Annotated in this window: 27 protein-coding genes and 1 pseudogene; 23 read left to right on the forward strand and 5 right to left on the reverse strand. The window is 64.9% G+C overall.

What is annotated here, in order from left to right:
- The first annotated feature begins 170 nt into the window (after positions 1–170).
- Positions 171–488, forward strand: coding sequence for a heavy metal-binding domain-containing protein (locus ACFW0H_RS22930; RefSeq protein WP_422916149.1), 318 nt, complete (start codon positions 171–173; stop codon positions 486–488).
- Position 489: 1 nt separating this feature from the next.
- On the opposite strand, the gene ACFW0H_RS22935 is transcribed toward ACFW0H_RS22930, so the two are convergent.
- The 3 genes from ACFW0H_RS22935 to ACFW0H_RS22945 form a co-directional block, all read right to left on the reverse strand.
- Positions 490–1965, reverse strand: coding sequence for an MltF family protein (locus ACFW0H_RS22935; protein WP_422916150.1), 1476 nt, complete (start codon positions 1963–1965; stop codon positions 490–492).
- A gap of 33 nt (positions 1966–1998) precedes the next feature.
- Positions 1999–2823 (reverse strand): polyphosphate kinase 2, encoded by an 825-nt coding sequence (gene ppk2, locus ACFW0H_RS22940; RefSeq protein ID WP_422916151.1) that lies wholly within the window; start codon positions 2821–2823, stop codon positions 1999–2001.
- A 161-nt stretch (positions 2824–2984) separates the two neighbouring features.
- Entirely contained in the window at positions 2985–4382 is a 1398-nt protein-coding gene (locus ACFW0H_RS22945) for a purine-cytosine permease family protein (RefSeq protein WP_422916152.1), read from the reverse strand.
- 351 nt (positions 4383–4733) lie between these two features.
- On the opposite strand from ACFW0H_RS22945, the gene ACFW0H_RS22950 reads away from it, so the two are divergent.
- From ACFW0H_RS22950 to ACFW0H_RS23005, 12 genes are all read left to right on the forward strand, one after another.
- On the forward strand, positions 4734–5219 hold the full coding sequence (locus ACFW0H_RS22950; RefSeq protein ID WP_422916153.1) for a flavin reductase family protein: 486 nt from the start codon (positions 4734–4736) through the stop codon (positions 5217–5219).
- Positions 5220–5642: 423 nt separating this feature from the next.
- Positions 5643–6686 carry an LLM class flavin-dependent oxidoreductase gene (locus ACFW0H_RS22955; protein ID WP_422916154.1) on the forward strand — a complete coding sequence of 348 codons (1044 nt, stop codon included), beginning with the start codon at positions 5643–5645 and terminating at the stop codon, positions 6684–6686.
- A gap of 68 nt (positions 6687–6754) precedes the next feature.
- Positions 6755–6913 (forward strand): hypothetical protein, encoded by a 159-nt coding sequence (locus tag ACFW0H_RS22960; RefSeq protein ID WP_422916155.1) that lies wholly within the window; start codon positions 6755–6757, stop codon positions 6911–6913.
- Between the two features lie 122 nt (positions 6914–7035).
- Positions 7036–7722: a cysteine hydrolase family protein gene (locus tag ACFW0H_RS22965; RefSeq protein ID WP_422916156.1), complete on the forward strand. Its 687-nt coding sequence runs from the start codon at positions 7036–7038 to the stop codon at positions 7720–7722.
- A gap of 5 nt (positions 7723–7727) precedes the next feature.
- Positions 7728–9092 (forward strand): purine-cytosine permease family protein, encoded by a 1365-nt coding sequence (locus tag ACFW0H_RS22970; protein WP_422916157.1) that lies wholly within the window; start codon positions 7728–7730, stop codon positions 9090–9092.
- Positions 9093–9418: 326 nt separating this feature from the next.
- The gene (locus tag ACFW0H_RS22975) at positions 9419–10009 is read left to right on the forward strand and encodes an amino acid synthesis family protein (RefSeq protein WP_069082639.1); all 591 of its coding nucleotides are present in this window, start codon (positions 9419–9421) and stop codon (positions 10007–10009) included.
- A 26-nt stretch (positions 10010–10035) separates the two neighbouring features.
- The gene (locus ACFW0H_RS22980) at positions 10036–10869 is read left to right on the forward strand and encodes an alpha/beta fold hydrolase (RefSeq protein WP_422916158.1); all 834 of its coding nucleotides are present in this window, start codon (positions 10036–10038) and stop codon (positions 10867–10869) included.
- Positions 10866–12347 (forward strand): aldehyde dehydrogenase, encoded by a 1482-nt coding sequence (locus tag ACFW0H_RS22985; RefSeq protein WP_422916159.1) that lies wholly within the window; start codon positions 10866–10868, stop codon positions 12345–12347. Before ACFW0H_RS22980 ends, ACFW0H_RS22985 begins: the two co-directional genes overlap by 4 nt.
- 13 nt (positions 12348–12360) lie before the next feature.
- The gene (locus ACFW0H_RS22990; protein ID WP_422916160.1) at positions 12361–12846 is read left to right on the forward strand and encodes a flavin reductase family protein; all 486 of its coding nucleotides are present in this window, start codon (positions 12361–12363) and stop codon (positions 12844–12846) included.
- Positions 12847–12926: 80 nt separating this feature from the next.
- Complete coding sequence (locus ACFW0H_RS22995; RefSeq protein ID WP_016491349.1) at positions 12927–13316, forward strand: carboxymuconolactone decarboxylase family protein; 390 nt, start codon at positions 12927–12929, stop codon at positions 13314–13316.
- Positions 13317–13397: 81 nt separating this feature from the next.
- Positions 13398–14150, forward strand: a complete 753-nt coding sequence (locus tag ACFW0H_RS23000) for a GntR family transcriptional regulator (RefSeq protein ID WP_422916161.1) — start codon at positions 13398–13400, stop codon at positions 14148–14150.
- 4 nt (positions 14151–14154) lie between these two features.
- Complete coding sequence (locus tag ACFW0H_RS23005; RefSeq protein WP_422916162.1) at positions 14155–14718, forward strand: NUDIX hydrolase; 564 nt, start codon at positions 14155–14157, stop codon at positions 14716–14718.
- A gap of 140 nt (positions 14719–14858) precedes the next feature.
- Here the strand turns inward: ACFW0H_RS23005 and ACFW0H_RS23010 are convergent, their stop codons facing one another.
- Complete coding sequence (locus ACFW0H_RS23010) at positions 14859–15152, reverse strand: DUF1330 domain-containing protein (RefSeq protein ID WP_422916163.1); 294 nt, start codon at positions 15150–15152, stop codon at positions 14859–14861.
- 80 nt (positions 15153–15232) lie between these two features.
- On the opposite strand from ACFW0H_RS23010, the gene ribBA reads away from it, so the two are divergent.
- The 7 genes and pseudogenes from ribBA to ACFW0H_RS23045 all read left to right on the forward strand — a co-directional run bounded on the left by ribBA (position 15233) and on the right by ACFW0H_RS23045 (position 22802).
- Positions 15233–16342, forward strand: coding sequence for a bifunctional 3,4-dihydroxy-2-butanone-4-phosphate synthase/GTP cyclohydrolase II (ribBA, locus tag ACFW0H_RS23015; protein ID WP_422916164.1), 1110 nt, complete (start codon positions 15233–15235; stop codon positions 16340–16342).
- Positions 16343–16716: 374 nt separating this feature from the next.
- A complete protein-coding gene (locus tag ACFW0H_RS23020; protein ID WP_422916165.1) occupies positions 16717–17742 on the forward strand; it encodes a polyamine ABC transporter substrate-binding protein in 1026 nt (341 codons plus the stop codon).
- Positions 17727–18686: an ABC transporter permease gene (locus ACFW0H_RS23025; RefSeq protein WP_422916166.1), complete on the forward strand. Its 960-nt coding sequence runs from the start codon at positions 17727–17729 to the stop codon at positions 18684–18686. Before ACFW0H_RS23020 ends, ACFW0H_RS23025 begins: the two co-directional genes overlap by 16 nt.
- 3 nt (positions 18687–18689) lie before the next feature.
- Entirely contained in the window at positions 18690–19499 is an 810-nt protein-coding gene (locus tag ACFW0H_RS23030; RefSeq protein WP_422916167.1) for an ABC transporter permease, read from the forward strand.
- Between the two features lie 17 nt (positions 19500–19516).
- Complete coding sequence (locus tag ACFW0H_RS23035; protein WP_422916168.1) at positions 19517–20665, forward strand: ABC transporter ATP-binding protein; 1149 nt, start codon at positions 19517–19519, stop codon at positions 20663–20665.
- 808 nt (positions 20666–21473) lie between these two features.
- Positions 21474–21773: pseudogene (locus ACFW0H_RS23040) on the forward strand (multicopper oxidase domain-containing protein); the annotation flags it as partial.
- A 48-nt stretch (positions 21774–21821) separates the two neighbouring features.
- Positions 21822–22802: an SCO family protein gene (locus tag ACFW0H_RS23045; protein WP_422916169.1), complete on the forward strand. Its 981-nt coding sequence runs from the start codon at positions 21822–21824 to the stop codon at positions 22800–22802.
- 505 nt (positions 22803–23307) lie between these two features.
- Here ACFW0H_RS23045 and ACFW0H_RS23050 read toward each other — a convergent pair.
- On the reverse strand, positions 23308–24225 hold the full coding sequence (locus tag ACFW0H_RS23050; RefSeq protein WP_422916170.1) for a LysR family transcriptional regulator: 918 nt from the start codon (positions 24223–24225) through the stop codon (positions 23308–23310).
- Between the two features lie 158 nt (positions 24226–24383).
- Here ACFW0H_RS23050 and ACFW0H_RS23055 point away from each other — a divergent pair, with 158 nt between their 5' ends.
- The 3 genes from ACFW0H_RS23055 to ACFW0H_RS23065 form a co-directional block, all read left to right on the forward strand.
- Positions 24384–25028, forward strand: a complete 645-nt coding sequence (locus ACFW0H_RS23055; protein ID WP_422916171.1) for a hydrolase — start codon at positions 24384–24386, stop codon at positions 25026–25028.
- Between the two features lie 65 nt (positions 25029–25093).
- Positions 25094–25651 carry an antibiotic biosynthesis monooxygenase gene (locus ACFW0H_RS23060; protein ID WP_422916172.1) on the forward strand — a complete coding sequence of 186 codons (558 nt, stop codon included), beginning with the start codon at positions 25094–25096 and terminating at the stop codon, positions 25649–25651.
- Positions 25652–25667: 16 nt separating this feature from the next.
- The coding region (locus tag ACFW0H_RS23065) for an amidohydrolase family protein (protein ID WP_422916173.1) at positions 25668–26344 on the forward strand (677 nt) is incomplete at its 3' end.

Raw genomic sequence — 26344 nt, forward strand, 5'->3', positions numbered from 1 at the left:
GCGGGCATCCCGAGCGGGGTGCCCGCTTTCTTGCGCTGTAGGGGCGAATTCATTCGCCAAGCAGGCCGCCGGCCTGCCCTGACGAACATGAACGAGGGCCGCTTCGCAGCCCTTGGCGAATGAATTCGCCCCTACAATGAATGCACCTCAGTCCAGCCAAGGAGCGCAGCATGATCCTCTCCACCACCCCCACCCTCGAAGGCCGTGCCATTCGTGAATACAAAGGCATAGTGGTCGGCGAAGCCATTCTCGGCGCCAACGTGTTCCGCGACCTGTTCGCCGGCATCCGCGACATCATCGGCGGCCGTTCCGGCGCCTACGAGAAGGAACTGGCCCGTGCGCGGGAAATCGCCTTCGAGGAACTCTCCGAGCACGCCGAGAAGGTCGGTGCCAACGCGGTGGTCGGCATCGATATCGACTACGAGGTGGTCGGCCAGAACGGCAGCATGCTGATGGTGAGCATCAGTGGCACGGCGGTGGTGATCTGAGTCAGCCGTTCCCGGCCTTCAGCTGCTGCTTTTCCCGCGCCAGCTTGTAGGCCACGTAGTACTTGTAGATGTTGCCGACGTAATCCACCGTCTCGCGCCCGACGATGCGCGCGGCGGAGTGTTCGACATTGCCGAACCAGACGTTCTTGTCCAGCCCGGACTTCTCCGCCAGCCGCCGGAACTTGCGCAGGTTGCCCGGCCCCGCGTTGTAGGCGGCGAACGCCATCAGGGTTCGATTCTGGGGCGTCAGCGCCGGATCGTCGAGGTACTTGGACACCAGCAGGCGCAGGTACTTGGTGCCGGCCTCGATGTTTCGATCGGCGCTCTTGTCGACGTCCTGAATGCCGACACTCGGGTCGGCAGCGGTACTGGGCAACAACTGCATCACACCTACGGCGCCGCGCTGGCTGCGGGCGCCCTGGTTGAGCTGGGATTCCTGGTACCCCTGGGCCATCAGCATCAGGTAGTCGAAGTCGTAGGTGCCCGCGTGCTTCTCGAAGAAGGTCACCAGTTCAGTGAAACGCTTGAACTCCTCTTCGCTGGTGGCGGCATAGAGCGCCTTGCTGTTCTTCACATACTTATTGCGCAGGGCGTTGCCGAACGCCGTGCCCAGCTTGTGTCCCTTGGCGAATTCGGACAGGACCTTGAGCAACTGCGGGCTGCCCTTGCGCACGGCCCAGGCGATCTCGGTATCGTCCCTCAGATAGAACGCATCGTGGATCACCAGCTGTGTCAGCATCGATTGCCAGATCTCGGCGATGTAACGGTCGATCACGGTAGCGCCGATCAACCCGGCATTGACCATTTCCAGCAGGTCTTCGGACTCCAGATTCTCATCGGCGGGCTTGATCTTCACCGGTGCCAAGCCGCGCTTCTCGAAGTCTTCGTTGAGCGCCAGCAGGTGCTCGTAATAGCTGCTGGAGGGCCGCACCGTGATCTCCATTCCGGAGAGGTCCTCGATTTTCGTCAGCGGCTGGCTGCCGGGGCCGGTTACCAGGGCTTCGCGAATGCCCTTGGCGAAGGGCTCGCTGAAATCCACGGCTTCCAGACGCGTTCCGGTGATCGCCAAACCTCCGGCGCTGACGTCGCCCACACCGGCCACCAGCTTGGGAAGAAGTTCATTCCGGGCAACCGGAATGAACAGCACCCGCCAGCGCAGGGACTTGCTCTTGAGCGGGTACTTCTTGTCGAGCCAGTCCACGAAGGCCCTGCCGATCTCGTAGCTGATGCCCAGCTGTCGCCCTCGATCGACGGCATAGAACGTCTTGCTGTAAGGCACCAGGATGCGCACCAGGCGGCGTTCGCGCATTCCCTTGAAGTCGCCTGTCCAGATCCGCGGGACGGGCAGCACCATGGCATCGACCTCGGCCTCCTCCGCCGCACTCAACTCGACGCTGGGCAGATCCTCCGCCCACACACTCCGTACCAGCAGAAGCAGCACCAGCACCACAAGCTGCAGGGAATGCGCGGATCTCATGGAGCACCGCCTTCGCCGCCGGTGGCGGCGGGATCAGAATATCTCTTCGACCATCCTGAACGGATAGGGAGCCGCCTTGTACTTGCCGAGCTTGCCGCGCTTGGGCAACTCCACCTTGCTGTCGCGGGTCAGGTCCTTGTACGGAATCTGCTTGAGCAGGTGGCTGATGATATTCAGCCGCACCCGCCGCTTGTCTTCCGAGAGAGCCATGTACCAGGGCGCCCAGGACGAGTCGGTAGCGGCGAACATTTCGTCGCGGGCGCGGGTGTAATCGTCCCAGCGGGTATAGGACTTGAGGTCCATGGGCGAGAGTTTCCAGACCTTGCGCCCATCGTCGATGCGATCCTTGAGGCGGCGGGTCTGCTCCTCGGCGCTCACTTCCAGCCAGTACTTGATGAGGATGATTCCGGACTCGACCATCATCTTCTCGAACAAGGGGGTCACGGCGAGGAACTTGTGCGCCTGCTCCTCGGTGCAGAAGCCCATGACCCGCTCAACGCCCGCGCGGTTGTACCAGCTGCGGTCGAAGATCACCACTTCGCCGGCCGCCGGCATATGGGCCAGGTAGCGCTGGCCGTACATCTGGGTCTTTTCCCGCTCGGTGGGAGCCGGCAGCGCCACGACGCGGAACACCCGCGGGCTGACCCGTTCGGTAATGGCCTTGATGGTCCCGCCCTTGCCGGCGCCATCACGTCCCTCGAACACGATGCAGACCTTGAGCCCCTGGGCCACCACCCACTGCTGCAGCTTCACCAGTTCCCCATGCAGGCGCTCGAGTTCTTCCTCGTACTCCTTGCGACCGATGTTGCCCTCTCCCGCCGACTCGTTGGCGGCTGCCTTCTTCTTGCCCTTTGCCATGACCCGCTCCGTTGTATGGGAATCCGTTCCATACAAGCTAGCTGAGCTCTGGCGGCTTGCAGCTGCGGCGAAACGCCTCCGGTCGGCGCCGCTACGGCAAAGGCACGACGCCCCGACTGCCAGGGCAGGTCGGGGCGTCGTGCGCAGGCGGGGCTGGGCGCTTATTCGGCCAGGCTCAGCTCGGCCTCGGCTTCCTTCCCGCTGCGCGTGGCCAGGCAGTAGTACAGCGGGCAGGTCACCAGCAGCCCGACCAGCCAGGAGAGGTCCACGCCCTCGATGTAGTTGGCGTAGGGGCCGACATAGAGCGCGGTATTGGCGAAGGGCAGCTGCACCAGGATGCCGATGAAGTAGGCCGTGATCGCATGGGGGTTGAAGCGCCCGTAGATGCCGCCGTCGGCCTTGAAGATCGAGGCGATGTCGTAGCGACCGCGCTTGATCAGGTAGAAGTCCACCAGGTTGATCGTGGCCCAGGGCACCAGGACCAGCAGCAGCGCAAGGATCAGGCCGATGAAATGGGAAATGAAATTGGCCGACGCACCCAGCGCCATCACGCAGCTGCCAGCCAGCACCACGGCGGAGAGGATCACCCGTACGCGGATGCTCGGCGTCCAGTTGCCGGCGAAGGTCTGGATCGAGGTGACGATGGACAGCACCGCACCGTACAGGTTGAGGGCGTTGTGGCTGATGATGTTGAGCAGGAACAGCAGCATCAGGACCGGGCCGAGCACGCCGGTTGCCTGTTTCACCGCCGCCATGGCCTCGGTGCCTTCCGGGGTTGCCAGCACGGCCACCGCGCCGAAGCTGAAGGACAGGATGGTGCCCAGGCTGGCGCCGAAATAGGTGGCCCAGAACGGCCTGGCGATGCCGATGCTGGCCGGCAGGTAGCGCGAGTAGTCCGACACGTAGGGCGAGAAGCTCAGCTGCCAGATGATCCCCAGGCAAATGGTGGCCACGAAGCCCGCCAGGTTGTAGCCGCCACGGCTGAAGAAGTCCGCCGGCAGCTCGCTGCAGAAGATGGCGACGAAGCCGACCAGCAACGCGCCGCCCATCACCCAGGTACCGATGCGGTTGAGGGTATGGATGAAGCGGTAGCCGATCACGCCGATGGCGGTGGCGCTGATGGCACCGATGATGATGGCTGCCGGCAGCGGCACGGCCGGTGCGATGCCGTGGATCGACTCGCCTGCCAGGACGATGTTGGAAATGAAGAAGCCGACATAGATGACCGCGGCGAACAACACGATCAGCAGCGCGCCGTAGCGGCCGAACTGGCCCCGGCTCTGGACCATCTGCGGAATGCCCATCTGCGGTCCCTGGGCCGAGGCGAGGGCGATGAACACACCGCCGATCATGTGCCCCAGCACAATGGCCAGCAGCCCCCAGAGCAGGTCAAGGTGGAACACCTGGACCACCATGGCACCCGTGACTATCGGCAGTGGCGCGATATTGGTGCTGAACCAGAGGGTGAACAGGTCGCGCGCCTTGCCATGACGCTCGGCAGGCGGCACGTAGTCGACGGTATGGTTCTCGATCAGCGTCTGCTGGGATTTCTCGGACATCGTCTTGCCTTGCTTCTTGTCTTTGTAGAAAAGCCTCGAGGGTCTGGCTTTCGGGGGCTGCGCTTGCAGCTTCGACAGCCCGATACGCGAACACCATATTATGGTATTCCAAGACTCAGACAAGGCTTTTTTCAGGGCCGATCTGTACTGAAACGGGTCTTTCCGCCTGCTGAAACGTTCAACCATTTTTCGCTTGAAGCCCGTATTTACTGGCCTGCAGCGACTCAATCGACGTTTGTCGGCAAGCGCTGAGCGGTGGAAAAATACCGCTTGCATTGCAAGTATTACGGTATACCATCAGACACAGATGCGCTGCCGGTCGCAGCCACTTGCTCCCGATAGGTACCCGAAATGATCGACACCAATGCCTACAAACAAGTCATGGGCTCCTTCCCCTCCGGCGTCACCGTCATCACTACCCTGGACGATGACGGCCAGATCGTCGGGCTGACCGCCAGCGCCTTCAGCTCCCTGTCCATGGACCCGGCCCTGGTGCTGTTCTGCCCCAACTACAGTTCCGACTCCTATCCGGTGCTGATCAGCAGCAAGCGCTTCGCCATCCACCTGCTCTCCGCCGACCAGCAGGGCGAGGCCTACGCCTTCGCCAAGAAAGGCAAGGACAAGGCCCAGGGCATCGACTGGACCCTGAGCGAACTGGGCAACCCGATCCTGGCCAATGCCACCGCCATCATCGAATGCGAGCTGTGGCGCGAATACGAAGGCGGCGACCACGCCATCCTGGTGGGTGCCGTGAAGAACCTGATCGTGCCCGAGCAGGCCGTGGTACCGATGGTCTACTGCCGCGGCAAGATGGGGGCCCTGCAGGCCTTCGCCTGATTCAATCCTCGTGTGCTTTGATTCCCGCCCCCTTTATTGGGGGCTTTTTTTTTATGGGGGCTGATGGCCCGTAGGGTGGGCTTCAGCCCACGCTGTTCTCCGCTGGTGGGCTGAATAGCTCAGACGCCCTTGTAGGGTGCGCCGTGCGCACCAGCGTCTGGGCATGGCGCCGGACCTACCTCTGGAATCGGTGCGCGCAGCGCACCCTACCGTGAAGCACATACGGGCTTAACGCACGAGGCCAGGGTTTCCCCAAAGGTGTCACCGGAAGTCAGGAGGCTGATAGAAGGAACTTGCGGATATTCCATATTATGGTATACCAATATCCATCAAGCCGCCCCGCCCTTCCGAGGACACCGGCGGGGTCCCCCACAGCAGCCGGCCGATCCATGGCCGAACAGAAAATGGTTCGAGGTAAGCGACATGAAATTCTCTTTGTTCGTGCACATGGAGCGCTATGACGAGCAGATCAGCCATCGTCAGCTGTTCGAAGACCTGACCGAGCTGACCCTGATGGCGGAAGCCGGTGGTTTCAGCACCGTGTGGATCGGCGAACACCACGCGATGGAATACACCATCTCGCCGAGCCCCATGCCGCTGCTCTCCTACCTCGCCGCCCGCACCACCACCATCCGCCTGGGCGCCGGCACCATCATCGCGCCCTTCTGGCACCCCATCCGCGTGGCCGGCGAGTGCGCGCTGCTGGACGTGATCAGCAACGGCCGCATGGAAGTGGGCCTGGCGCGCGGCGCCTACCAGTACGAATTCGATCGCATGGCCGGCGGCATGCCCGCCACCAGTGGCGGCCAGGCCCTGCGCGAAATGGTCCCGGTGGTGAAAGCCCTGTGGCAGGGCGATGTCGCCCATGACGGCGAAATCTGGAAGTTCCCCACCTCCACCTCCTCGCCGCGCCCGATCCAGAAACCCACTCCGCCGATCTGGATCGCCGCTCGCGACCCGGACTCCCACAACTTCGCCGTGGCCAATGGCTGCAACGTGATGGTCACCCCGCTGATGAAGGGTGACGAGGAAGTGGTGGACCTGAAGAACAAGTTCGAGGGCGCCCTGGCCAACAACCCGGATGTGCCGCGCCCGCAACTCATGGTGCTGCGCCACACCCATGTGCACAGCGTGGACGATCCGCAAGGCTGGAAGGTCGGCGCTGCCGCCATCTCGCGCTTCTACCGCACCTTCGATGCCTGGTTCGGCAACAAGGAAACCCCGGTCAACGGCATCCTCCAGCCGAGCCCGGAAGAGAAGTTCAAGGACCGCCCGGAGTTCGAGCTGGAGAACATCCGCAAGAACACCATGATCGGCACCCCGGAAGAAATCATCGCGCGCATCCGCCATTACCAGGAGCTGGGCGTGGACGAGTTCAGCTTCTGGGCCGACAACAGCCTGTCCCACGCCGAGAAGAAGAAGTCGCTGGAGCTGTTCATCAAGCACGTGGTGCCGGCGTTCCGCTGATATATGCTGCAGACGGCCGGATCGGGCGATCCGGCCGCCCTTCACCAACCCACAGGTGGTCGAACGCCATGTACGAGACTGGCATCACCTTCTGCCCCCGCAATCCACTGCCCGGGGCCGCCACGGCCTATCTGCGCGGCAAGTGGAGCCCCGCCCACCTCTTCCTCAAGCGCTTGCGCTCCTCCGTCACGGCCAAGCAGAACGGCTTCTGGCAGATAGTCCGCTGACCAACTCTCTCCGCTGAAATTCGCCCGCGTCCGACGTTTCGACGCCCTGGCGAGGCGCCTTCGTGCGCCTGGCCGGCAGGAAACGTCGGCGCGAACTCATGGCCGAACAACAAGAGTTGCTCATGAACACTGACAGAGCCTTCCTCGTCATCGACCTGCAGCAGGAGGACGCCTTCCCCCTGCACGACCTGCACCCGGTCATCGCCAATAACGCCTCGCTGCTTGCCGCCATGCGCGGTGCCGGCATCCCCGTCATCTATACCCGGCACGTCAACGCGGCGGACGGCAGCGACCTGCCCCCGGGCGAGCCGCTGGACAGCGCCGGACGCCCGCTCAGCTACCGCGCCGGCACCCGCCAGGTGGAGATCTGCGGCGCCCTGGCGCCACAGCCCGGCGACCGGGTTATCGACAAGCCGCGCTACAGCGCCTTCCACCGCACGGACCTGGACCGGCAATTGCGGGAACTGGGTGTACGCCGGCTGATCGTCACCGGGGTGCTCACCGACGCCTGCGTCCTGGCCACGGTGCTGGACGCCTTCGCCCTCGGCTACGGCGTCGACCTCATCGCCGACGCCTGCACCAGCACCACCGAGGCGGCCCACAACGCCGTGCTGCTGATCATGGCCAACTGGGTCTACGCCATCGAACTCTTCTCCACCGACCAGTTCCTGCGGCGGCTGGACGGCGAGCCGCATCAGTCCTGCCGCCCGACGGAGCCGGACCAGTTCGCCCACCGCCCCGATCAGTTCGTCGCCACCATCGTCCGCCTGCAGGCCACTCTCGGCCTGCCGCGCCGTGAACAGGAGTGATCGCCATGAATGTCGAGAAACGCAGCATCGATTTCATCCCTGAAAGCGAACGTCACGGCCAGCCGGGTTCGCTGTTCTACATCTGGTTCGGCGCCAACATGAACATCACCACCATCGCCTCTGGCGTGCTGCCCGTGATGCTCGGCCTGAACCTGTTCTGGAGCGCCGCGGCCATCGTCGTCGGCTCGCTGATCGGCGCCCTCTTCATGGCCTCGCACTCGGCCCAGGGGCCGAAGCTGGGCATCCCGCAGATGATCCAGAGCCGCGCCCAGTTCGGCGTGGTCGGCGCCGTGCTGCCGCTGCTGTTCGTGATGCTCATCTACCTGGGCTTCTTCGTCAGCAACACGCTGCTGGCGGCCCAGGCCATCGAATCGGTCAGCCCGCTGGGCGGCAACGGCAACATCTACCTGATCAGCGCGCTGTGCTTCCTGGTGGCGCTCTATGGCTACCGCCTGATCCACCGGCTGCAGAAGCTGTTGTCGCTGCTTTCGGTGCTGGTATTCCTGGTCGCCACCGCCCTTGCCCTGGGCCTGCCGATCCCCGAGGGGCAGTGGTCGCCGGCCGGCTTCTCCCTGTCGAAGTTCCTGGTGGCGGTGAGCATCGCGGTCACCTGGCAGCTGTCCTATGCGCCTTATGTCGCCGACTACTCGCGCTACCTGCCGAGTTCAACGCCGATGTCGCAGGTGTTCTGGTACAGCTACGCCGGCACCGTGGCGGGTGGCGCCTGGATGATGATCCTCGGCGCCGTGCTGAGCGTCGCCATCGGCGGCTTCTCCGATAACGTCGGCAGCCACCTGGCGCTGCTGTTCGGCGCAGCAGCGTTGCCGCTGTTCGCCTTCCTTCTCTACGGCCAGGTGGCGATCAACGTGTTCAACCTCTATGGCGCCTTCATGTCCACGGTCACGGTGATCGAGCCTTTCTCCCGCCTGCGCGTAACGCCCCTGGTCCGCGGACTGTTCATGCTGGCCATCAGCGTGATCGCCACCGCCTTGTGCACCATCAGCCAGGAAGACTTCATCAGCTATTTCCTGAACTTCATCTTCTTCATGAGCTACTTCCTCATCCCGTGGACCGCCATCAACTTGGTGGACTACTACTGCCTGAGGAAAGGCGACTACTGCGTGCCGGACATCTTCGACCTGAACGGCCGCTACGGCCGGGTCAACCTGGTGGCCTGCGGCAGCTTCCTGCTGACCATCCTGCTGGAGATCCCCTTCATGAACACCACCCTCTACGTCGGTCCCATCGCCACCGCGCTGGATGGCGTCGACCTGGCCTGGGTGGTCGGATTGCTGGTTCCGGCGCTGACCTACTACTGGGCGATGCGGCGCAAGGTCGCAAGCGCGGCTGAACGGTCGCTGGCCCAATAGCCGCACACACCTGCCGGGGTGGAACAGCCTTTGTAGGGGCGAATTCATTCGCCAAGGGGCGCGCAGCGCCCCCATCGGTTACACGGGCCGGGCCTTCGGCTCGGTTGGCGAATGAATTCGCACCTACAGCCCCCACATCAACGGAATCTCGTATTACGGTATTCCATATTTTCTCTTATCCTTGGCACCCCGCCGCCAGCTGCATCCCAGGCCCTCCACGACCTTCCGTCGCCAAGCCCTACCCTCCCCCGCCACCTGGCTCTTGCATATTCAATATTATGGTATACCATCAGACAACAAGAGACTTCCCCAACCAGGAGAGCCCAATGAGCTTCGAAATCCGCAAGATCGTCAGCTACGTGGAAGAGACCTTCATCGAAGGCGGCAAGGCAACCGACAAGCCGGTGACCATGGTGGGCCTGGCCGTGGTGATCAAGAACCCGTGGCTCGGCCGCGGCTTCGTCGAAGACCTCAAGCCCGAGATCAAGGCCAACTGCTCCGACCTCGGCGCCATGATGGTCGAGCGCCTCACCGCCGCCATCGGCGGTGCCGCGAAGATCGAAGCCTATGGCAAGGCCGCCGTGGTCGGCGCCGACGGTGAGATCGAACACGCCTCCGCAGTTATCCACACCCTGCGCTTCGGCAACCACTACCGCCAGGCGGTGAACGCCAAGAGCTACCTGAGCTTCACCAACAAGCGCGGCGGCCCGGGCACCTCGATCCAGATCCCGATGATGCACAAGGACGACGAGGGCCTGCGCTCCCACTACATCACCCTGGAAATGCAGATCGAAGACGCACCTCGCGCCGACGAAATCATCGTCGTGCTGGGCGCTGCCGACGGTGGTCGCCTGCACCCGCGCATCGGCAACCGCTACATCGACCTGGAAGAGCTGGCCGCCGAGCAGGCCCAGTGACCCCAACGCCTGTGCAGGAGCGATCCATGATTCGGCTCACCGCTGAACGCACACCGGCCGGCACCAGCTATCTGGCGACCGGCCAAGGCCACCCCGTGGTGCTGATCCACGGCGTCGGCCTGAACAAGGAAATGTGGGGCGGCCAGATTGTCGGCCTGGCCCCGCACTTCCAGGTCATCGCCTACGACATGCTCGGCCACGGCGCCAGCCCGCGCCCGGAGCCGGGCACCGGCCTGGTGGGCTATGCCGAGCAGCTGCGCGAACTGCTGGAGCACCTGAAGCTGGAGCGGGCCACCGTCATCGGCTTCTCCATGGGTGGCCTGGTGGCGCGGGCCTTCGCCCTGCACCATCCGCAGCGACTGGAAGGCCTGGTGATCCTCAACAGCGTGTTCAACCGCAGCGCCGAGCAGCGCGCCGGGGTGATCGAACGCACCCGCCAGGCCGCCGAACACGGCCCGGACGCCAATGCCGAGGCGGCCCTGTCGCGCTGGTTCAGCCGCGAGTACCAGGCAGCCAATCCGGCGCAGATCGCCGCCATCCGCCAGACCCTTGCCAGCAATGACCCGCAGGGCTATCTGACTACCTATGAGCTGTTCGCCACCCAGGACATGTACCGCGCCGAGGACCTGGACAGCATCAAGGTGCCGACCCTGGTCGCCACCGGCGAACTGGACCCGGGCTCGACGCCCGAGATGGCCCGGCAACTGGCCGCATGCATTCCGGGTGCCCGGGTGGTGGTGCTCGACGAGCAACGGCACATGATGCCGGTGGAGTCGCCGCGTCTGGTGAACCAGATGCTGCTGGAGTTCCTCCAGCAGGCAGAGACCTTCCAGAATCAAGCAAAGGGGATCGTCGCATGACGCTCGCACGCTTCCAGATGTGCATCGACGGCCAGTGGGTCGATGCGCTGTCCGGCAAGACCTTCGAAAGCCTCAACCCGGCCCTGGCCGAGCCCTGGGCAGCGCTCCCCGATGCCGACGAGGCGGATGTCGAGCGTGCCGTGCAGGCGGCCCAGAAGGCCTTCGAGAACCCGGCCTGGCGCGGCCTTTCCGCCACCGCTCGGGGCAAGCTGCTGCGCCGCCTGGGCGACCTGATCGCCGAGAACAAGGAACACCTGGCCCAGCTGGAAAGCCGCGACAACGGCAAGCTGATCCGCGAGACCCGTGGTCAGGTCGGCTACCTGCCGGAATTCTTCCACTACACCGCGGGCCTCGCGGACAAGCTGGAAGGCGGCACCCTGCCCATCGACAAGGCGGACATGTTCGCCTACACGGTGCACGAGCCGCTGGGCGTGGTGGCCGGGATCATCCCCTGGAACAGCCCGCTGTACCTGACCGCGATCAAGCTGGCCCCGGCGCTCGCCGCCGGCAACACCATCGTCCTCAAGCCCTCCGAGCACGCCTCGGCGACCATCCTCGAACTGGCGCGCCTGGCCCTGGAAGCCGGCTTCCCGGCGGGCGTGGTCAACGTGGTCACCGGCTTCGGCCCGAGCACCGGCGCGGCGCTGACCCGCCATCCGCTGGTGCGCAAGATCGCCTTCACCGGCGGCGCCGCCACCGCCCGCCACGTGGTGCGCAGCAGCGCGGAGAACTTCGCCAAGCTGTCCCTGGAACTGGGCGGCAAGTCGCCCAACATCATCTTCGCTGACGCCGACCTGGACAGCGCCATCAACGGCGCCGTGGCCGGCATCTTCGCCGCCTCCGGGCAGAGCTGCGTGGCCGGCTCGCGCCTGCTGGTGCAGGACGAGATCTACGACCAGTTCGTCGAGCGCCTGGTGGCCCGTGCCCAGCGCATCCGCATCGGCAACCCGCAGGACGACAGCAGCGAGATGGGCCCCATGGCCACCGCGCAGCAGCTCGCCGTGGTGGAAGGCCTGGTGGCCGACGCCCTGGCCGAAGGCGCGCGCCTGCGCCTGGGCGGCAAGCGCCCCGCGATCGACGCCAAGGGCTGGTACTACGAGCCGACCCTGTTCGAGTGCGACCGCAACTCGATGAAGATCATGCAGGAAGAAGTCTTCGGCCCGGTGGCCTCGGTCATCCGTTTCAAGGACGAGGCCGAGGCCCTGGCCATCGCCAACGACTCGCAATTCGGCCTCGCCGCCGGCATCTGGACCCGCGACCTCGGCCGCGCACATCGCTTAGCCCGTGACATCCGCTCCGGGATCATCTGGGTCAACACCTACCGTGCGGTGTCGGCCATGGCGCCCATCGGCGGCTTCCACAACAGCGGCTACGGCCGCGAGAGCGGCATCGACTCGGTGCTGGCCTACACCGAACTGAAGACGGTGTGGATCAACCTCTCGCAAGCGCCCATGCCCGACCCCTTCGTGATGCGTTGAGAGGAGACCCGCGATGATCGAACCCGGCATTTACAAAGACGTGATGGGCTCCTTCCCCTCCGGCGTCACCGTGGTCACCACCCTTGACGCCGAGGGCGAAATCGTCGGCATCACCGCCAGCGCCTTCAGCGCCCTGTCCATCGAGCCGCCGCTGGTGCTGTTCTGCCCCAACTACGCCTCGGACACCTACCCGGTGCTGCGCGACAGCAAGCAGTTCGCCATCCACCTGCTCTGCGCCGACCAGCAGGCCGAGGCCTACGCCTTCGCCAAGAAGGGCAAGGACAAGGCCAAGGGCATCGAGTGGCACTTGAGCGAACTGGGCAACCCGCTGCTCGCAAAGGCCACCGCCATCATCGAATGCGAACTGTGGCGCGAGTACGACGGCGGTGACCACGCCATCATCGTCGGGGCGGTGAAGAACCTGATCCTGCCCAAGGACGAGGTCACGCCCATGGTCTACCACAAGGGCAAGCTTGGCGCCCTGCCGGAGATCGCCTGAGTCACCTTCAGGGCCGCCCGCCACCACTCTCGGCAGCGGCCCTTTTTTTATTGCAACCGACGTTGCCGGAGGAACCACCCATGAGCAACGACAAGTACGCCAAGGGCCTGGAGATTCGCACCAAAGTCCTGGGCGAGGCCTATGTGAACAAGTCGATCCAGAACGCCGACGACTTCACCCGCCCGCTGCAGGAACTGGTCACCGAGTACTGCTGGGGCCACGTCTGGGGCCGGGACGGCTTATCGCTGAAGGAACGCAGCATGATAAACTTGGCCATGATTTCGGCGCTCAACCGCCCCCATGAGCTGAAGCTGCATGTCCGCGGCGCCCTGCGCAACGGCCTGTCCCGTGAGCAGATCCGCGAGATCCTCCTGCAAGTCGGCATCTACTGCGGTGTGCCGGCGGCGGTGGACAGCTTCCGCATCGCCCGCGAGGCTTTCGCCGAGGCCGATGCCGAGGCCCAGGGTTGACCGCCGGCGCTACCCGATGATGGAGCACCCTGTGGTGCTCCTTCGTTTTTCCTACGGACAGCCATTACCAGAGCGGACCACATGAAACGCTTGCCCCTCGACGACAGCTTCAAGGTCAACCGCAATCCCGTCACCCTGCGCGAGATCGTCCTCGACAAGCTGCGGGGCGCCATCCTGAACTTCCAGCTGCTGCCCGGCGACCGCCTGGTGGAGCGCGACCTATGCGACCGCCTGGGCGTCAGCCGCACCTCGGTACGCGAGGCCCTGCGCCACCTGGAGTCCGAGGGCCTGGTGGAGTTCGCCGATGCCAAGGGTCCGCGCGTGGCCATCATCACCCTGGAAGACGCCTGCGACATCTACGAGCTGCGCTGCGTGCTCGAAGGCCTGATCGTCCAGCTCTTCACCCTCAACGCCAAGGCCAAGGACATCCGCGCCCTGGAGCGCGCCCTCGAGGAGAACCGCAAGGCCCTCGAGGAAGGCGAGCTGCAGCAGGTGCTGGAGTCCGTGCAGGGCTTCTACGACGTGCTGCTGGAAGGCTCCGGCAACCACATCGCCGCCACCCAGCTGCGCCAGCTGCAGGCGCGCATCAGCTACCTGCGCGCCACCTCGGTGTCCCAGGAGAACCGCCGCGGCGCCAGCAACAAGGAAATGGAGCGCATCGTCGAAGCCATCAAGAGCGGCGACCCGCTGGCCGCCCACCAGGCCTCGGTGGACCACGTGCGCGCCGCCGCCAAGGTGGCTCTGGACTACCTCAAGTCCAAGCAGGACGAGCCGGGCAAGGTGCGCGAAATCGTCACCCCCATCGTCCTGAAAGAACCGCGCATCGGACGCTGACGCCATGCCCGCCCCGCGCTTCTGTCCCGGTTGCGGCAGCGGCGGCCTGAGCCGCCAGTGCCCGCCGGGGGACACCCATGAACGGCTGGTGTGCGCGGCCTGCGGCTATATCCATTACGTAAACCCGAAGATCATCGCCGGCTGCATCATCGAGCAGGACGGCAAGTACCTCCTCTGCCAGCGCGCCATCCCGCCGCGCCCCGGCACCTGGACCCTGCCCGCCGGCTTCATGGAACAGGGCGAAACCACCGAGGAAGCGGCCCTGCGCGAGGTCTGGGAAGAGAGCGGCGTGCGCGCCGAGATCGTCTGCCCCTACTCCATCTTCAGCGTGCCGAAGATCAGCGAGGTCTACATCATCTTCCGCGCCACCGCCCTGGAAGTGACCGGCCAGCACGGCCCGGAAACCCTCGACTACCGCTTCTTCGCCCCCGAGGAGATTCCCTGGGACGCCATCTACTACCCCGCCATCCGGCAGATCCTCGAGCGCTATATCGAAGAGCGCGAGGCGGGGGTGTATGGCATCTACATGGGCAATGACGATACCGGGAAGATTCATTTCATCCGCTGAGGCGTTGCTCGCTCGCGCGAACCACTTTTGTAGGGGCGAATTCATTCGCCATGCAGACCGAAGGTCTGCCCTGCCAATCATCAGGGGCAGCTGCGCCGCCCTTGGCGAATGAATTCGCCCCTACAGGAAAAGCGCCCTGATCAGGGCTCCACCCCCTCCACAATGATCACCTCCGCCTTTGCCACCCCCTGGCGATATCCACAGGCCTCCTGATACTCCGCCGAGCGGTAGCAGGCCAGCGCCTGGTCGTAGGAATCGAACTCGATCACCACGCTGCGCTGGGGCGTCGGCCTGCCCTCCAGGGCTTCCGAACGGCCACCCCGGGCCAGCAGCCTGCCGCCATACTTGGCGAAGGCGGCCGGTGCGCGACGGGTGTATTCGCTGTAACGCTCCGGGTCCGTCACATCGACGTGGGCGATCCAGTAAGCCTTCATGCTGACCTCTGCTGTTTCGGCTAAATTGGTATTATGGTATACCAGAATACCTTCCCCTTTATCCAGCCAGGTGTCACACCATGCCGTTCAATCGCATCGAAGAACTCATCGAAGACTACCGCCAGGGCAAGATGGTCCTCCTGGTGGATGACGAAGACCGCGAGAACGAAGGCGACTTGCTGCTGGCCGCGGAGAAATGCACCCCCGAGGCGATCAACTTCATGGCCCGCGAAGCCCGTGGTCTGATCTGCCTGACCCTGACCGACGAACACTGCCAGCGCCTCGGCCTGGAACAGATGGTGCCGGCCAACGGCAGCGCCTTCGCCACTGCCTTCACCGTTTCCATCGAAGCCGCCAGCGGCGTCACCACCGGCATCTCCGCCGCCGACCGCTGCCACACCGTGCTCACCGCCGTGGCGCCGGAGGCCTGCGCCGACGACCTGGTGCAGCCCGGCCACATCTTCCCCCTGCGCGCCCGCGAAGGCGGCGTGCTGACCCGCGCCGGGCACACCGAAGCCGGCTGCGACCTGGCGCGGATGGCCGGTTTCACCCCGGCCTCGGTGATCGTCGAAGTGATGAACGACGACGGCAGCATGGCCCGCCGGCCGGACCTGGAAGCCTTCGCCGAGAAGCACGGCATCAGGATCGGCACCATCGCCGACCTGATCCACTACCGCCTGAGCACCGAACACACCGTCACCCGCATCGGCGAGCGCGACCTGCCTACGGTGCACGGCACCTTCCGCCTGGTCACCTATGAAGATCGCATCGAAGGCGGCGTGCACATGGCCATGGTGATGGGTGATATCCACCGCGACGAGCCGACCCTGGTGCGAGTGCATGTGATCGACCCGCTACGCGACCTGGTGGGCGCCGAATACACCGGGCCGAAGAACTGGACCCTCTGGGCCGCCCTGCAGAAGGTGGCCGAAGCCGGCCACGGCGTGGTGGTGGTGCTGGCCAACAACGAATCCTCCCAGGCCCTGCTGGAGCGCGTGCCGCAACTCACCCAGCCGCGCCGGCAGTTCAGCCGCTCGCAGTCGCGCATCTACTCCGAAGTGGGCACCGGCGCGCAGATCCTCCAGGACCTGGGCGTCGGCAAGCTGCGCCACCTGGGCGCGCCGCTGAAATACGCGGGCCTGACCGGCTACGACCTGGAAGTGGTGGAGACCCTGCCGTTCGAGGGGTGAGGCCCGACTTCGTAGCCAGGTAACCCGGATGCTTCTCCTGTAGGGGCGAATTCATTCGCCAAGGGCTGCGCAGCAGCCCCCAATGGCCCACAGGGCAGACCTGCGGTCTGCCTGGCGAATGAATTCGCCCCTACAACGGTTCCCCTCGCGCTCGTAACGGGGCTTCCAGCATCGATGGCGACCACCGGCAACGCCGAGGACTTGCAGAAAGTTTGGAATACCATAATATGACATTCCGTAGGCCGAGATAATTTCCGGGACCGCCTCCCGCCCCGGCCGCCCTTGAAGCCTCACCCAGTGAGGTCCCTGCTCCTGATAAGCGGGTAGAAAGCGAAGCCCGCTTGCGTACAAACACAACAATGAGGGCAAGCAAGATGGTGTTCAAAAAACGTGCAGCAGTGGTTCTCGCCGCAGCCTTCCTGACCGCGACCGGCACCGCCGCCATCGCCGCCGACAACATCAGCTTCGTCAGCTGGGGCGGCACCACCCAGGACGCGCAGAAGCAGGCCTGGGCCGAGCCCTTCAGCGAAGCCAGCGGCATCCGCGTGGTGCAGGACGGCCCCACCGACTACGGCAAGCTGAAAGCCATGGTGGAAAGCGGCAACGTGCAGTGGGACGTGGTGGACGTCGAAGCCGACTTCGCCCTGCGTGCCGCCGCCGAAGGCCTGCTGGAGCCCCTGGACTTCGGCGTGATCCAGCGCGACAAGATCGACCCGCGCTTCGTTTCCGACCACGGTGTCGGCTCCTTCTTCTTCTCCTTCGTGCTCGGCTACAACCAGGGCAAGGTCGGCGGCAAGACCCCGCAGGACTGGACCGCCCTGTTCGATACCGCCAACTACCCGGGCAAACGCGCCCTCTACAAGTGGCCGAGCCCCGGCGTACTGGAACTGGCCCTGCTGGCCGATGGCGTGCCCGCCGACAAGCTTTACCCGCTGGACCTGGACCGCGCCTTCAAGAAGCTCGACACCATCAAGAAAGACATCGTCTGGTGGGGTGGTGGCGCCCAGTCCCAGCAACTGCTGGCCTCCGGCGAAGCGACCCTCGGCCAGTTCTGGAACGGCCGCGTCTACGCCCTGCAGCAGGACGGCGCGCCGGTGGGCGTGAGCTGGAAGCAGAACCTGGTCATGGCCGACTTCCTGGTCATCCCCAAGGGCGCCAAGAACAAGGACGCGGCCATGAAGTTCCTGGCCAACGCCAGCAGCGCCAAGGGCCAGGCCGAGTTCGCCAACCTCACCGCCTACGCCCCGGTGAACGTCGACAGCGTCGGCCAGCTCAAGGGTGACCTCGCCCCCAACCTGCCCACTGCCTACGCTAAGGATCAGATCACCCTCGACTACGCATACTGGGCCAAGAACGGCCCGGCTATCGCCGCGCGGTGGAACGAATGGCTGGTCAAGTGAAGATGGCTGCCATCCAGCCCAACTCGCCGGCCAAGGCCACTGGAGGTGCAGCCCGCGCCTCCGCTGGCACTGATTCCAAGGCTGCGTCGATGAAGCAAGACAACCAGGCCGCGCTGCGTTGGCGCGGTGCCCGCAACCTGATCCCGGCCCTGCTGTTCCTCAGCCTGTTCTTCCTCGCGCCGCTGATCGGGCTGCTGCTGCGCGGCGTGCTGGAACCGACGCCGGGCCTGGGCAACTACGAGCAGCTGTTCGCCAACTCGGCCTATGCCCGCGTGCTGTTCAACACCTTCGCGGTCGGCGGCCTGGTGACCCTGATCAGCCTGCTGCTGGGCTTCCCCCTGGCCTGGGTGATCACCCTGGTGCCGCGTGGCTGGGGCCGCTGGCTGCTGAACATCGTGCTGCTGTCGATGTGGACCAGCCTGCTGGCGCGCACCTACTCCTGGCTGGTGCTGCTGCAGGCCTCGGGAGTGATCAACAAGGTGCTGATGGCGATGGGCATCATCGACCAGCCGCTGGAAATGGTGCACAACCTCACAGGCGTGGTGATCGGCATGAGCTACATCATGATCCCGTTCATCGTGCTGCCGCTGCAGGCCACCATGTCGGCCATCGACCCGATGGTGCTGCAGGCCGGTTCCATCTGCGGCGCCAGCCCCTGGACCAACTTCACCCGGGTATTCCTGCCGCTGTGCCGGCCGGGGCTGTTCTCCGGCGGCCTGATGGTCTTCGTCATGTCCCTCGGCTACTACGTCACCCCGGCCCTGCTCGGTGGCGCGCAGAACATGATGCTGCCGGAGTTCATCGTCCAGCAGGTGCAGTCCTTCCTCAACTGGGGCCTGGCCAGCGCCGCCGCCGCGCTGCTGATCGCCATCACCCTGGTCCTGTTCTACCTCTACCTGAAGCTGCAGCCGGAATCCCCGGTGGCTTCGAGCACTGCGAGGTAAGCCATGCTGCTGTCACCCAACGCCATGGGCCTGCGCCTGCGCATCGGCCTCTACCTCACCACCGGGGCGATCGCGGCCTTCCTGCTGCTGCCGATCCTGTTCATCGTGCTGCTGTCCTTCGGCTCCTCCCAGTGGCTGGTGTTCCCGCCGCCGGGCTGGACGCTGAAGTGGTACGGGCAGTTCTTCTCCAACGCCGAGTGGATGGAGTCGGCCCTGGCCAGCCTCAAGGTGGCCGTGCTGACCACCGTCTGCTCCGTGGCCCTGGGCCTGCCCACCGCCTTCGCCCTGGTGCGCGGCAAGTTCCCCGGCCGGGAGTTCCTCTACGGCCTGTTCACCCTGCCGATGATCGTGCCGCTGGTGATCATCGCGGTGGCCGTGTACGCGCTGTTCCTCAAGCTGGGCTACACCGGGACGCTGTTCTCCTTCGTGGTCAGCCACGTGATCGTCGCCCTGCCCTTCACCATCATCTCGATCATCAACTCGCTGAAGCTGTTCGATCAGTCCATCGAGGATGCCGCGGTGATCTGCGGCGCCTCGCGGCTACAGGCGGTATTCAAGGTGACCTTCCCGGCGATCCGCCCCGGCATGATGGCCGGCGCCCTGTTCGCCTTCCTGGTCTCCTGGGATGAAGTGGTGCTGAGCGTGATGATGGCCAGCCCGACCCTGCAGACCCTGCCCGTGAAAATGTGGACCACCCTGCGCCAGGACCTGACCCCGGTGATCGCCGTCGCTTCGACGCTGCTGATCGGTCTGTCCGTACTGGTCATGGTGATCGCCGCCGTGCTGCGCCGGCGCAACCCTGCAAGCGCCTGAGCGCCGAGGTAAAGAAAATGAGTGCCGTGATCCAAGACACCCGCGAAAACAAGACCCTGGTCAGCCTGCGCAACCTGAACAAGCACTACGGCGACTTCGCCGCCGTGGACAACATCAGCCTGGACATCCAGGACGGCGAGTTCCTCACCTTCCTCGGCTCCAGCGGCTCGGGCAAGAGCACCACCCTGTCCATGCTGGCCGGTTTCGAGACGCCGAGCTCGGGCGAGATCCTGGTGGACGGCAAGTCCCTGGTGAACGTGCCGCCGCACAAGCGCGACATTGGCATGGTGTTCCAGCGCTATTCGCTGTTCCCCCACCTGAATGTGCGCGACAACATCGGCTTCCCCCTGGACATCCGCAAGCAGGCCGCCGGTGAGCGCGAGCGCCGCGTGGAGGCCATGCTCAAGCTGGTGCAGCTGGAGAAGTTCGCCCAGCGCCGCCCGGCCCAGCTGTCCGGCGGCCAGCAGCAGCGCGTGGCCATCGCCCGGGCACTGGTGTACGAACCGCGCATCCTGCTGATGGACGAACCCCTGGGTGCCCTGGACAAGAAGCTGCGCGAGGACCTGCAGGACGAGCTGCGCCACCTGCACCGTCGCCTCGGCATCACCATCGTCTACGTTACCCACGACCAGGAAGAAGCCATGCGCCTGTCCCAGCGCATCGCCATCTTCAGCCACGGCAAGATCGTCGGCCTCGGCAGCGGCTACGACCTCTACCAGAGCCCGCCGAATGCCTTCGTCGCCTCCTTCCTGGGCAACTCCAACTTCCTCAGGGTCAAGGCCCAGGGCAATGCCGCCGCCCACTTCGAAGGCCAGTCCCTGGCCATCCGCCCCACCGCCAGCCTGCAGAATGGCCAGGAACTGGTGCTGATGGTGCGCCCGGAAAAGGCCCAGGTGCTGACCCCGGACCAGGCCGCCAGCGAACCGCTGGCCGCCGGCTGGAACCAGATCCCGGCCAAGGTGGCGGAAACCGTGTTCCTCGGTGAATGCCTGACCTGTAGCGTGACCACGGCCGGTGGCGCCAGCCTGACCCTCAAGGAACTGTCCGGCAGCGCCGCGCAACTGCAACCGGGCGCCCCGGTGCTGGTGCGCTGGGCCGCGGCGGATGCCTGCGTCTACACCGAGTGGAACGAGAGCGACCTGGTCAAGGGGGCCGGGGCGCACTGAAACACCTCCCTGCCAAGGGTGGATAACGCCTTTTTGTCCACCGTCGGTGTTACGGCCAGTCCCGTCTGGTGGACAGAAAAACGCTGTCCACCCTACGAGACGGACATCACCCTCGCCGGGGATGTCCGTCTCGACCACGGGGTGCCTACAGGTTGCGACTGTCGCTGCGCCGGAATCCCGTCACTGGCAAAAAACGACGCCAAGTCCCCTCCAGAAACTCCCTCAAATGCCCTGAAACCCCCAATCTTTGGGCTTCTACCGCTTATGCCAGCATTTTGACCTTTCGCTGATTGCGACTCATCCCGCTCATTGACACACCCTGTTACAAAGAAAAGGATTATCCCCGAGGCCACGGCGCCACTGCAGCCTCGCACCCGATGCCGCGTGCCGCAGCGCCGCCGACTCCAGACAGCAGCGCGACGGCCTCCGCTCCACCCGTGCCTCTTCAGGTGGCCCGCTTCCTCTCTCGGTGTGTTCCTCTCTCTTTGATAGCGAGGTGGGTATGTCTGCCCGGAATACGCGTGCGATCTCGAAGGCCCTGAACAGGGTGCCGGCGATCTTCAAATCCTCAGGCTTCTTCATCGGCACGCTGATGGCGCTGGATCTCTATGCCGCTGTCGCCATTCCGCTGGACCTGTTCGGGCCGCCCCCCGCGGACGCCCCCTCCCATTTCACCGGTCCGCCGAAGAACGCCCAGGCCGCGCTGGAAGCCCTGGAAACCGCCGCCCCGGCCAACATCGGTTCCTTCGAGGAACCCAACGGCATTGCCGGAGACCGCGACGAGACGCGGGTCGAGAACGTGCTGCCGCCGCCGGATTGGGAAAAGTGGGCGCGCAAGGACGTCTACCGCATCGGCGAAGACAGCGAGAGCCAGCAGGTGGTGGAAATGGCCGTGCACTTCCGCGAGTTCGCCGGGACCTACATGGAGCACTGCCACAACACCCAGCATGAGGACAATTCCATGCTGCTGCGCTGGGACATCGAGCACCCCGGCCAGGTCCAGCTGATGCCCACGCCGCTGCCCAGTTGGGATGGGGTGAAATACGTCGACTCGGCAGCCCTGCCGACCTTCCGCTCCGGTGACGGAACCGGCCAGGCCAGCCGCTGACTGCAAGCGGGGCGGAGCCGCCGGGCTCCGCTCCGGGGGAGAGGATCGATGCGCATTCCGCGATTTCACTGGCTGGCCCTCGCCGCCCTGACGGTGGCCACCGCCTGTGCCAGCCTTTGGTTCGGCATCGATCATGGCCGGCGCCCCGTCACGTCCGCCAGTGCCTGGGGACGCGACTACTTCCCCAACACCGAGCTGATCGACCAGAACGGCCAGCACCTGCGTTTCTTCGACGACCTGATCGAAGGCAAGGTGGTGGCGATCAACTTCATCTTCACCAGTTGCGGTGATTCCTGCCCGCTGGAAACCGCACGCCTGCGCCAGATCCAGAAGCTCCTCGGCGACCGGGTCGGGCGGGACATCCACTTCTACTCCATCAGCATCGACCCGCTCCACGACACGCCCGAAGTCCTCAAGGCGTATGCGGAAAAATTCAAGGTGGCGCCGGGTTGGCGGTTCCTCACCGGCGACTACGAGCAGATCACCCAGTTGCGCGAAAGGCTCGGCATGCTGGCGCCGGGCGAAGACCCCGCCAACCTCAAGCAGCACAACCTCAGCCTGTTGATCGGCAACCAGGCCACCGGCGAGTGGATCAAGGTCTCGCCCTTCGAGAATCCCTACATCCTCGCCGACAAGCTCGGCAACGGTCTGCAGAACTGGCGCCAGGCCAGTCCGACCGCTCGCGGCTATGCCGATGCCCCGGCGATCCGCACGCCGTCCACCGGCGAACAGGTATTCCGCACCCGCTGCAGCGCCTGCCACACCCTGGGCCCCCAGGACGGCGGACTGGGCGGCCTGCGCGGCGTCGGCCCCGACCTGCTCGGCGTGACCCGGCTGCGCGACCGCCGGTGGCTGGAACGCTGGCTCAGGGAGCCGGACCGCATGCTCGCCGAGCAGGACCCGCTCGCCACCGAACTCTACCGCCAGTACAACCAGCTCCCCATGCCCAACCTGCGCCTGACCGATGTGGATATCCAGGCGCTGATCCGCTACATGGACGATGAAGCGCTGAGGCAGGCGCAGCGGTGAGATCCCGCGCCCGCTCTTTGTGGGGGCGAATTCATTCGCCAAGGGCAACGCAGTTGCCCCCTGCAATCCCTAAGGGCAGACCTTCGGCCTGCTTGGCGAATAAATTCGCCCCTACAAAAAAGCCGCTTGTGCCAACGCTCAACCTCATCAGCCGCACCGACCCTCAGGGGCGAATTCATTCGCCAAGGGCAACGCAGTTGCCCCTGCAATCCCTAAGGGCAGACCTTCGGCCTGCTTGGCGAATAAATTCGCCCCTACAAAAAAGCCGCTTGTGCCAACACTCGACCTCATCAGCCGCACCGACCCACTGTAGGGGCGAATTCATTCGCCAAGGGCAACGCAGTTGCCCCCTGCAATCCCTAAGGGCAGACCTTCGGCCTGCTTGGCGAATAAATTCGCCCCTACAAAAAAGCCGCTTGTGCCAACGCTCAACCTCATTAGCCGTACCGCCCCACTGTAGGGGCGAATTCATTCGCCAAGGGCAACGCAGTTGCCCCTACAGGTCTCAAGCAACCTCTGGGCATGTCACCCGTTCATTGGCCTTGCTCATCTCCTCCACCAGGAAATCGATGAAGGCCCTGCTCTTCTGCGGCAGGCGGCGCGATGCGGGGTAGACGGCGTTGATGCTGATGGGCGGCGCCTGCCACTGGCAGAGCACCGCCACCAGCCGGCCGGCGGCCAGCGCTTCATCGACGATGAAGCTGGGCAGCAGGGCGATGCCCATGCCGGCCTCGGCGGCCTGGGCAAGGAAGTCGCCGTTGTTGGCCTGCAGCGGTCCGTTGAGCTGCACGCGGCGGGTTTCCTCGCCGTTGCTGAGGGCCAGGCTGACCCCGCTCTGCAGGTAGCCGTAACCGAGGAAGGCGTGACTGGCGAGGTCCTCCGGCGACTGCGGCATCCCGGCACGTTCCAGATAGGCCGGTGAGGCCACCAGGTAGCGCGGCGCCGGCGCGATGGTGCGCGCCACCATGGATGAATCCGCCAGGCTGGCGATGCGGATGGTGACATCGAAGCCACCGCGCACCGGGTCCACCTGCTGGTCGCTAAGCACCAGTTGCAGCTCGATCTGCGGATGCCGCTCATGGAAGAGCGGAATCAGCAGCCCCAGCTTGCGCAGCCCGAAGGACATGGGTGCGTTCACCCGCAGCACGCCGCGCAACTCCCCCACGCCGTCCCGCGCCCGCTGCTCGGCCTCGTCCAGGGCCGCCAGCAGGTCCCGCGCCGACTCGAAATACTCCGTCCCCGCCTCGGTGAGGTGCAGGCTGCGTGTGGTGCGCACCAGCAATTGCACGCCGATCGCCTCCTCCAGCGCCTGCACCTGTTTGCTCACCGTGGAGCGTGGCAGGCCCAGCGCCCGCGCCGCAGCGGCAAAGCCATTGCTGCGCACGGTTTCGATAAAGGCGCGCATGCATTCGACCCTGTCCATCAATGTCTCCAACTCAGAATCAATCAAGTTCAAATATAGCTAATTGTTTCTCTTAATGGGTGAGCACAAACTTCATCCCAAGTCGGAACCAAACAGCCTTCACGAAGAAGGCACCGGCCAGGAAGAAATCCAAAAATCACTGCACCAGGAGAAATGCCATGTCCATCCGCGAACTGCTGAACCCGACCAACTCCACCCTGATCCTGATCGACCACCAGCCGCAAATGGCCTTTGGCGTGCAGTCCATTGACCGCCAGCAACTGAAGAACAACACCGTAGCTCTGGCCAAGAGCGCCAAGATCTTCAACGTTCCGACCATCCTCACCTCCGTGGAAACCGAAAGCTTCAGCGGCTTCATCTGGCCGGAACTGCTGGGTGTGTTCCCAGGCCAGCAGCCCGTCGAGCGCACCTCGATGAACTCCTGGGAAGACGAGAAATTCGTCGCTGCCGTGAAAGCCACCGGCCGCAAGAAACTGGTGATGGCCGCCCTCTGGACTGAAGTCTGCCTGACCTTCCCCGCCCTGGAAGCCATCGAAGCCGGCTACGAGGTCTACATTGTTACCGATGCCTCCGGCGGCACTTCCCAGGAAGCCCACGACATGGCGGTGCAGCGCATGATCCAGGCCGGCGCGATCCCGGTGACCTGGCAGCAGGTCCTGCTCGAGTACCAGCGCGACTGGTCGAAGCGCGAAAGCTACGACGCCGTGATGGAGCTGGTGCGCGAGCACAGCGGCGCCTACGGCATGGGCGTGGACTACGCCTACACCATGGTCCACAAGGCACCCCAGCGCCAGGTGAAGTAAGTCCCCAGGCCGGACGTGCCCGCCGCGTCCGGCCCTTCTCCATCCGCTGCACGGAGCACTCCGCGATGACCCCAGACGACGTCGTGACCCTGCTGATCCGCCACCGGATCAAGCAAGGACAGGAACAGCAATACGAAGCCTGGCTGCGGCGCATCATCGCGATCGCCAAGGGCTACCCCGGCCACCTCGGCATCGACGTGGTGCGCGACAGGAAGGACGGCCTGCACCTGTTCACCTCCATCCTGCGCTTCGCCTCGACCGCCCAGCTGCAGGCCTGGCTGGATTCCGCCGAGCGCCGCCAACTGGTCGAGGAAGTCAGTCCCCTGCTCGCCGATGGCGACCAGCTTGAGATCAACCCCGAGCGGGAATTCTGGTTCACCCCGGCCCCGGCCGACATGCCCCAGCCACCGCGCTGGAAGCAGGCCTGCGTCACCTTCCTGGTGATCCTGCCACTGGCCCTGCTGGTGCCACTGCTCTGGCAGCCGCTGTTCAGGCTGTGGCCCTGGCTCGGAGGCTATGTGCCGAGCAATGTGGTCATCACCCTCAGCATCGTCATGCTGGTTGTCTATCTTTTCATGCCGCCGGTGACGCGTTTCTTCGCCGGCTGGCTGAACCAACGCTGAGCCCAGGGAGGGTTCCATGAGCGACGATCCATCCAGCAACAGCCGCCGCCAGTTCCTCGCTGCCAGCACGGTGCTCGGTGCCGCCGGCGCGCTCTGGTCCGCACTGCCCTTCTCCGCCCATGCCACGACTTCAGGGGGTTCCATGTTTGCCGATCTGATCCTGTTCAACGGCCGCTTGCACACCGTCGACCGCGCCAAGCCCACCGCCAGCGCGGTGGCCATCAAGGACGGCAAGTTCCTCGCCGTCGGCACCGATGCCGAGGCCATGGCCCTGCGCGGCGACGCCACCCAGGTGATCGACCTCAAGCAGCGCACGGTGATCCCCGGCCTCAACGACTCGCACCTGCACCTGATTCGCGGCGGCCTCAACTACAACCTGGAACTGCGCTGGGAAGGCGTGCCGTCGCTGGCCGACGCCCTGCGCCTGCTGAAAGACCAGGCCGAGCGCACCCCCTCGCCGCAGTGGGTGCGGGTGGTCGGCGGCTGGAACGAATTCCAGTTCGCCGAAAAGCGCATGCCCACCCTGGAGGAGCTGAACAAGGCGGCGCCGGACACCCCGGTGTTCGTCCTCCACCTCTACGACCGCGCCCTGCTCAACCGCGCCGCGCTGAAGGCGGTGGGCTACACCAAGGACACCCCCAACCCGCCCGGTGGCGAGATCCAGCGTGACGCCAACGGCAACCCCACCGGCAT

This window comes from Metapseudomonas cellulosilytica, from assembly GCF_049334135.1.
Classification (GTDB): domain Bacteria; phylum Pseudomonadota; class Gammaproteobacteria; order Pseudomonadales; family Pseudomonadaceae; genus Metapseudomonas.

Excerpts from the sequence above, each read along its gene's own strand:
- ACFW0H_RS22930 (WP_422916149.1), top strand. The coding sequence starts at position 171 with ATGATCCTCTCCACCACCCCCACCCTCGAAGGCCGTGCCATTCGTGAA.
- ACFW0H_RS22935 (WP_422916150.1), bottom strand. The coding sequence starts at position 1,965 with ATGAGATCCGCGCATTCCCTGCAGCTTGTGGTGCTGGTGCTGCTTCTG.
- ppk2 (WP_422916151.1), bottom strand. The coding sequence starts at position 2,823 with ATGGCAAAGGGCAAGAAGAAGGCAGCCGCCAACGAGTCGGCGGGAGAG.
- ACFW0H_RS22945 (WP_422916152.1), bottom strand. The coding sequence starts at position 4,382 with ATGTCCGAGAAATCCCAGCAGACGCTGATCGAGAACCATACCGTCGAC.
- ACFW0H_RS22950 (WP_422916153.1), top strand. The coding sequence starts at position 4,734 with ATGATCGACACCAATGCCTACAAACAAGTCATGGGCTCCTTCCCCTCC.
- ACFW0H_RS22955 (WP_422916154.1), top strand. The coding sequence starts at position 5,643 with ATGAAATTCTCTTTGTTCGTGCACATGGAGCGCTATGACGAGCAGATC.
- ACFW0H_RS22960 (WP_422916155.1), top strand. The coding sequence starts at position 6,755 with ATGTACGAGACTGGCATCACCTTCTGCCCCCGCAATCCACTGCCCGGG.
- ACFW0H_RS22965 (WP_422916156.1), top strand. The coding sequence starts at position 7,036 with ATGAACACTGACAGAGCCTTCCTCGTCATCGACCTGCAGCAGGAGGAC.
- ACFW0H_RS22970 (WP_422916157.1), top strand. The coding sequence starts at position 7,728 with ATGAATGTCGAGAAACGCAGCATCGATTTCATCCCTGAAAGCGAACGT.
- ACFW0H_RS22975 (WP_069082639.1), top strand. The coding sequence starts at position 9,419 with ATGAGCTTCGAAATCCGCAAGATCGTCAGCTACGTGGAAGAGACCTTC.
- ACFW0H_RS22980 (WP_422916158.1), top strand. The coding sequence starts at position 10,036 with ATGATTCGGCTCACCGCTGAACGCACACCGGCCGGCACCAGCTATCTG.
- ACFW0H_RS22985 (WP_422916159.1), top strand. The coding sequence starts at position 10,866 with ATGACGCTCGCACGCTTCCAGATGTGCATCGACGGCCAGTGGGTCGAT.
- ACFW0H_RS22990 (WP_422916160.1), top strand. The coding sequence starts at position 12,361 with ATGATCGAACCCGGCATTTACAAAGACGTGATGGGCTCCTTCCCCTCC.
- ACFW0H_RS22995 (WP_016491349.1), top strand. The coding sequence starts at position 12,927 with ATGAGCAACGACAAGTACGCCAAGGGCCTGGAGATTCGCACCAAAGTC.
- ACFW0H_RS23000 (WP_422916161.1), top strand. The coding sequence starts at position 13,398 with ATGAAACGCTTGCCCCTCGACGACAGCTTCAAGGTCAACCGCAATCCC.
- ACFW0H_RS23005 (WP_422916162.1), top strand. The coding sequence starts at position 14,155 with ATGCCCGCCCCGCGCTTCTGTCCCGGTTGCGGCAGCGGCGGCCTGAGC.
- ACFW0H_RS23010 (WP_422916163.1), bottom strand. The coding sequence starts at position 15,152 with ATGAAGGCTTACTGGATCGCCCACGTCGATGTGACGGACCCGGAGCGT.
- ribBA (WP_422916164.1), top strand. The coding sequence starts at position 15,233 with ATGCCGTTCAATCGCATCGAAGAACTCATCGAAGACTACCGCCAGGGC.
- ACFW0H_RS23020 (WP_422916165.1), top strand. The coding sequence starts at position 16,717 with ATGGTGTTCAAAAAACGTGCAGCAGTGGTTCTCGCCGCAGCCTTCCTG.
- ACFW0H_RS23025 (WP_422916166.1), top strand. The coding sequence starts at position 17,727 with ATGGCTGGTCAAGTGAAGATGGCTGCCATCCAGCCCAACTCGCCGGCC.
- ACFW0H_RS23030 (WP_422916167.1), top strand. The coding sequence starts at position 18,690 with ATGCTGCTGTCACCCAACGCCATGGGCCTGCGCCTGCGCATCGGCCTC.
- ACFW0H_RS23035 (WP_422916168.1), top strand. The coding sequence starts at position 19,517 with ATGAGTGCCGTGATCCAAGACACCCGCGAAAACAAGACCCTGGTCAGC.
- ACFW0H_RS23045 (WP_422916169.1), top strand. The coding sequence starts at position 21,822 with ATGCGCATTCCGCGATTTCACTGGCTGGCCCTCGCCGCCCTGACGGTG.
- ACFW0H_RS23050 (WP_422916170.1), bottom strand. The coding sequence starts at position 24,225 with ATGGACAGGGTCGAATGCATGCGCGCCTTTATCGAAACCGTGCGCAGC.
- ACFW0H_RS23055 (WP_422916171.1), top strand. The coding sequence starts at position 24,384 with ATGTCCATCCGCGAACTGCTGAACCCGACCAACTCCACCCTGATCCTG.
- ACFW0H_RS23060 (WP_422916172.1), top strand. The coding sequence starts at position 25,094 with ATGACCCCAGACGACGTCGTGACCCTGCTGATCCGCCACCGGATCAAG.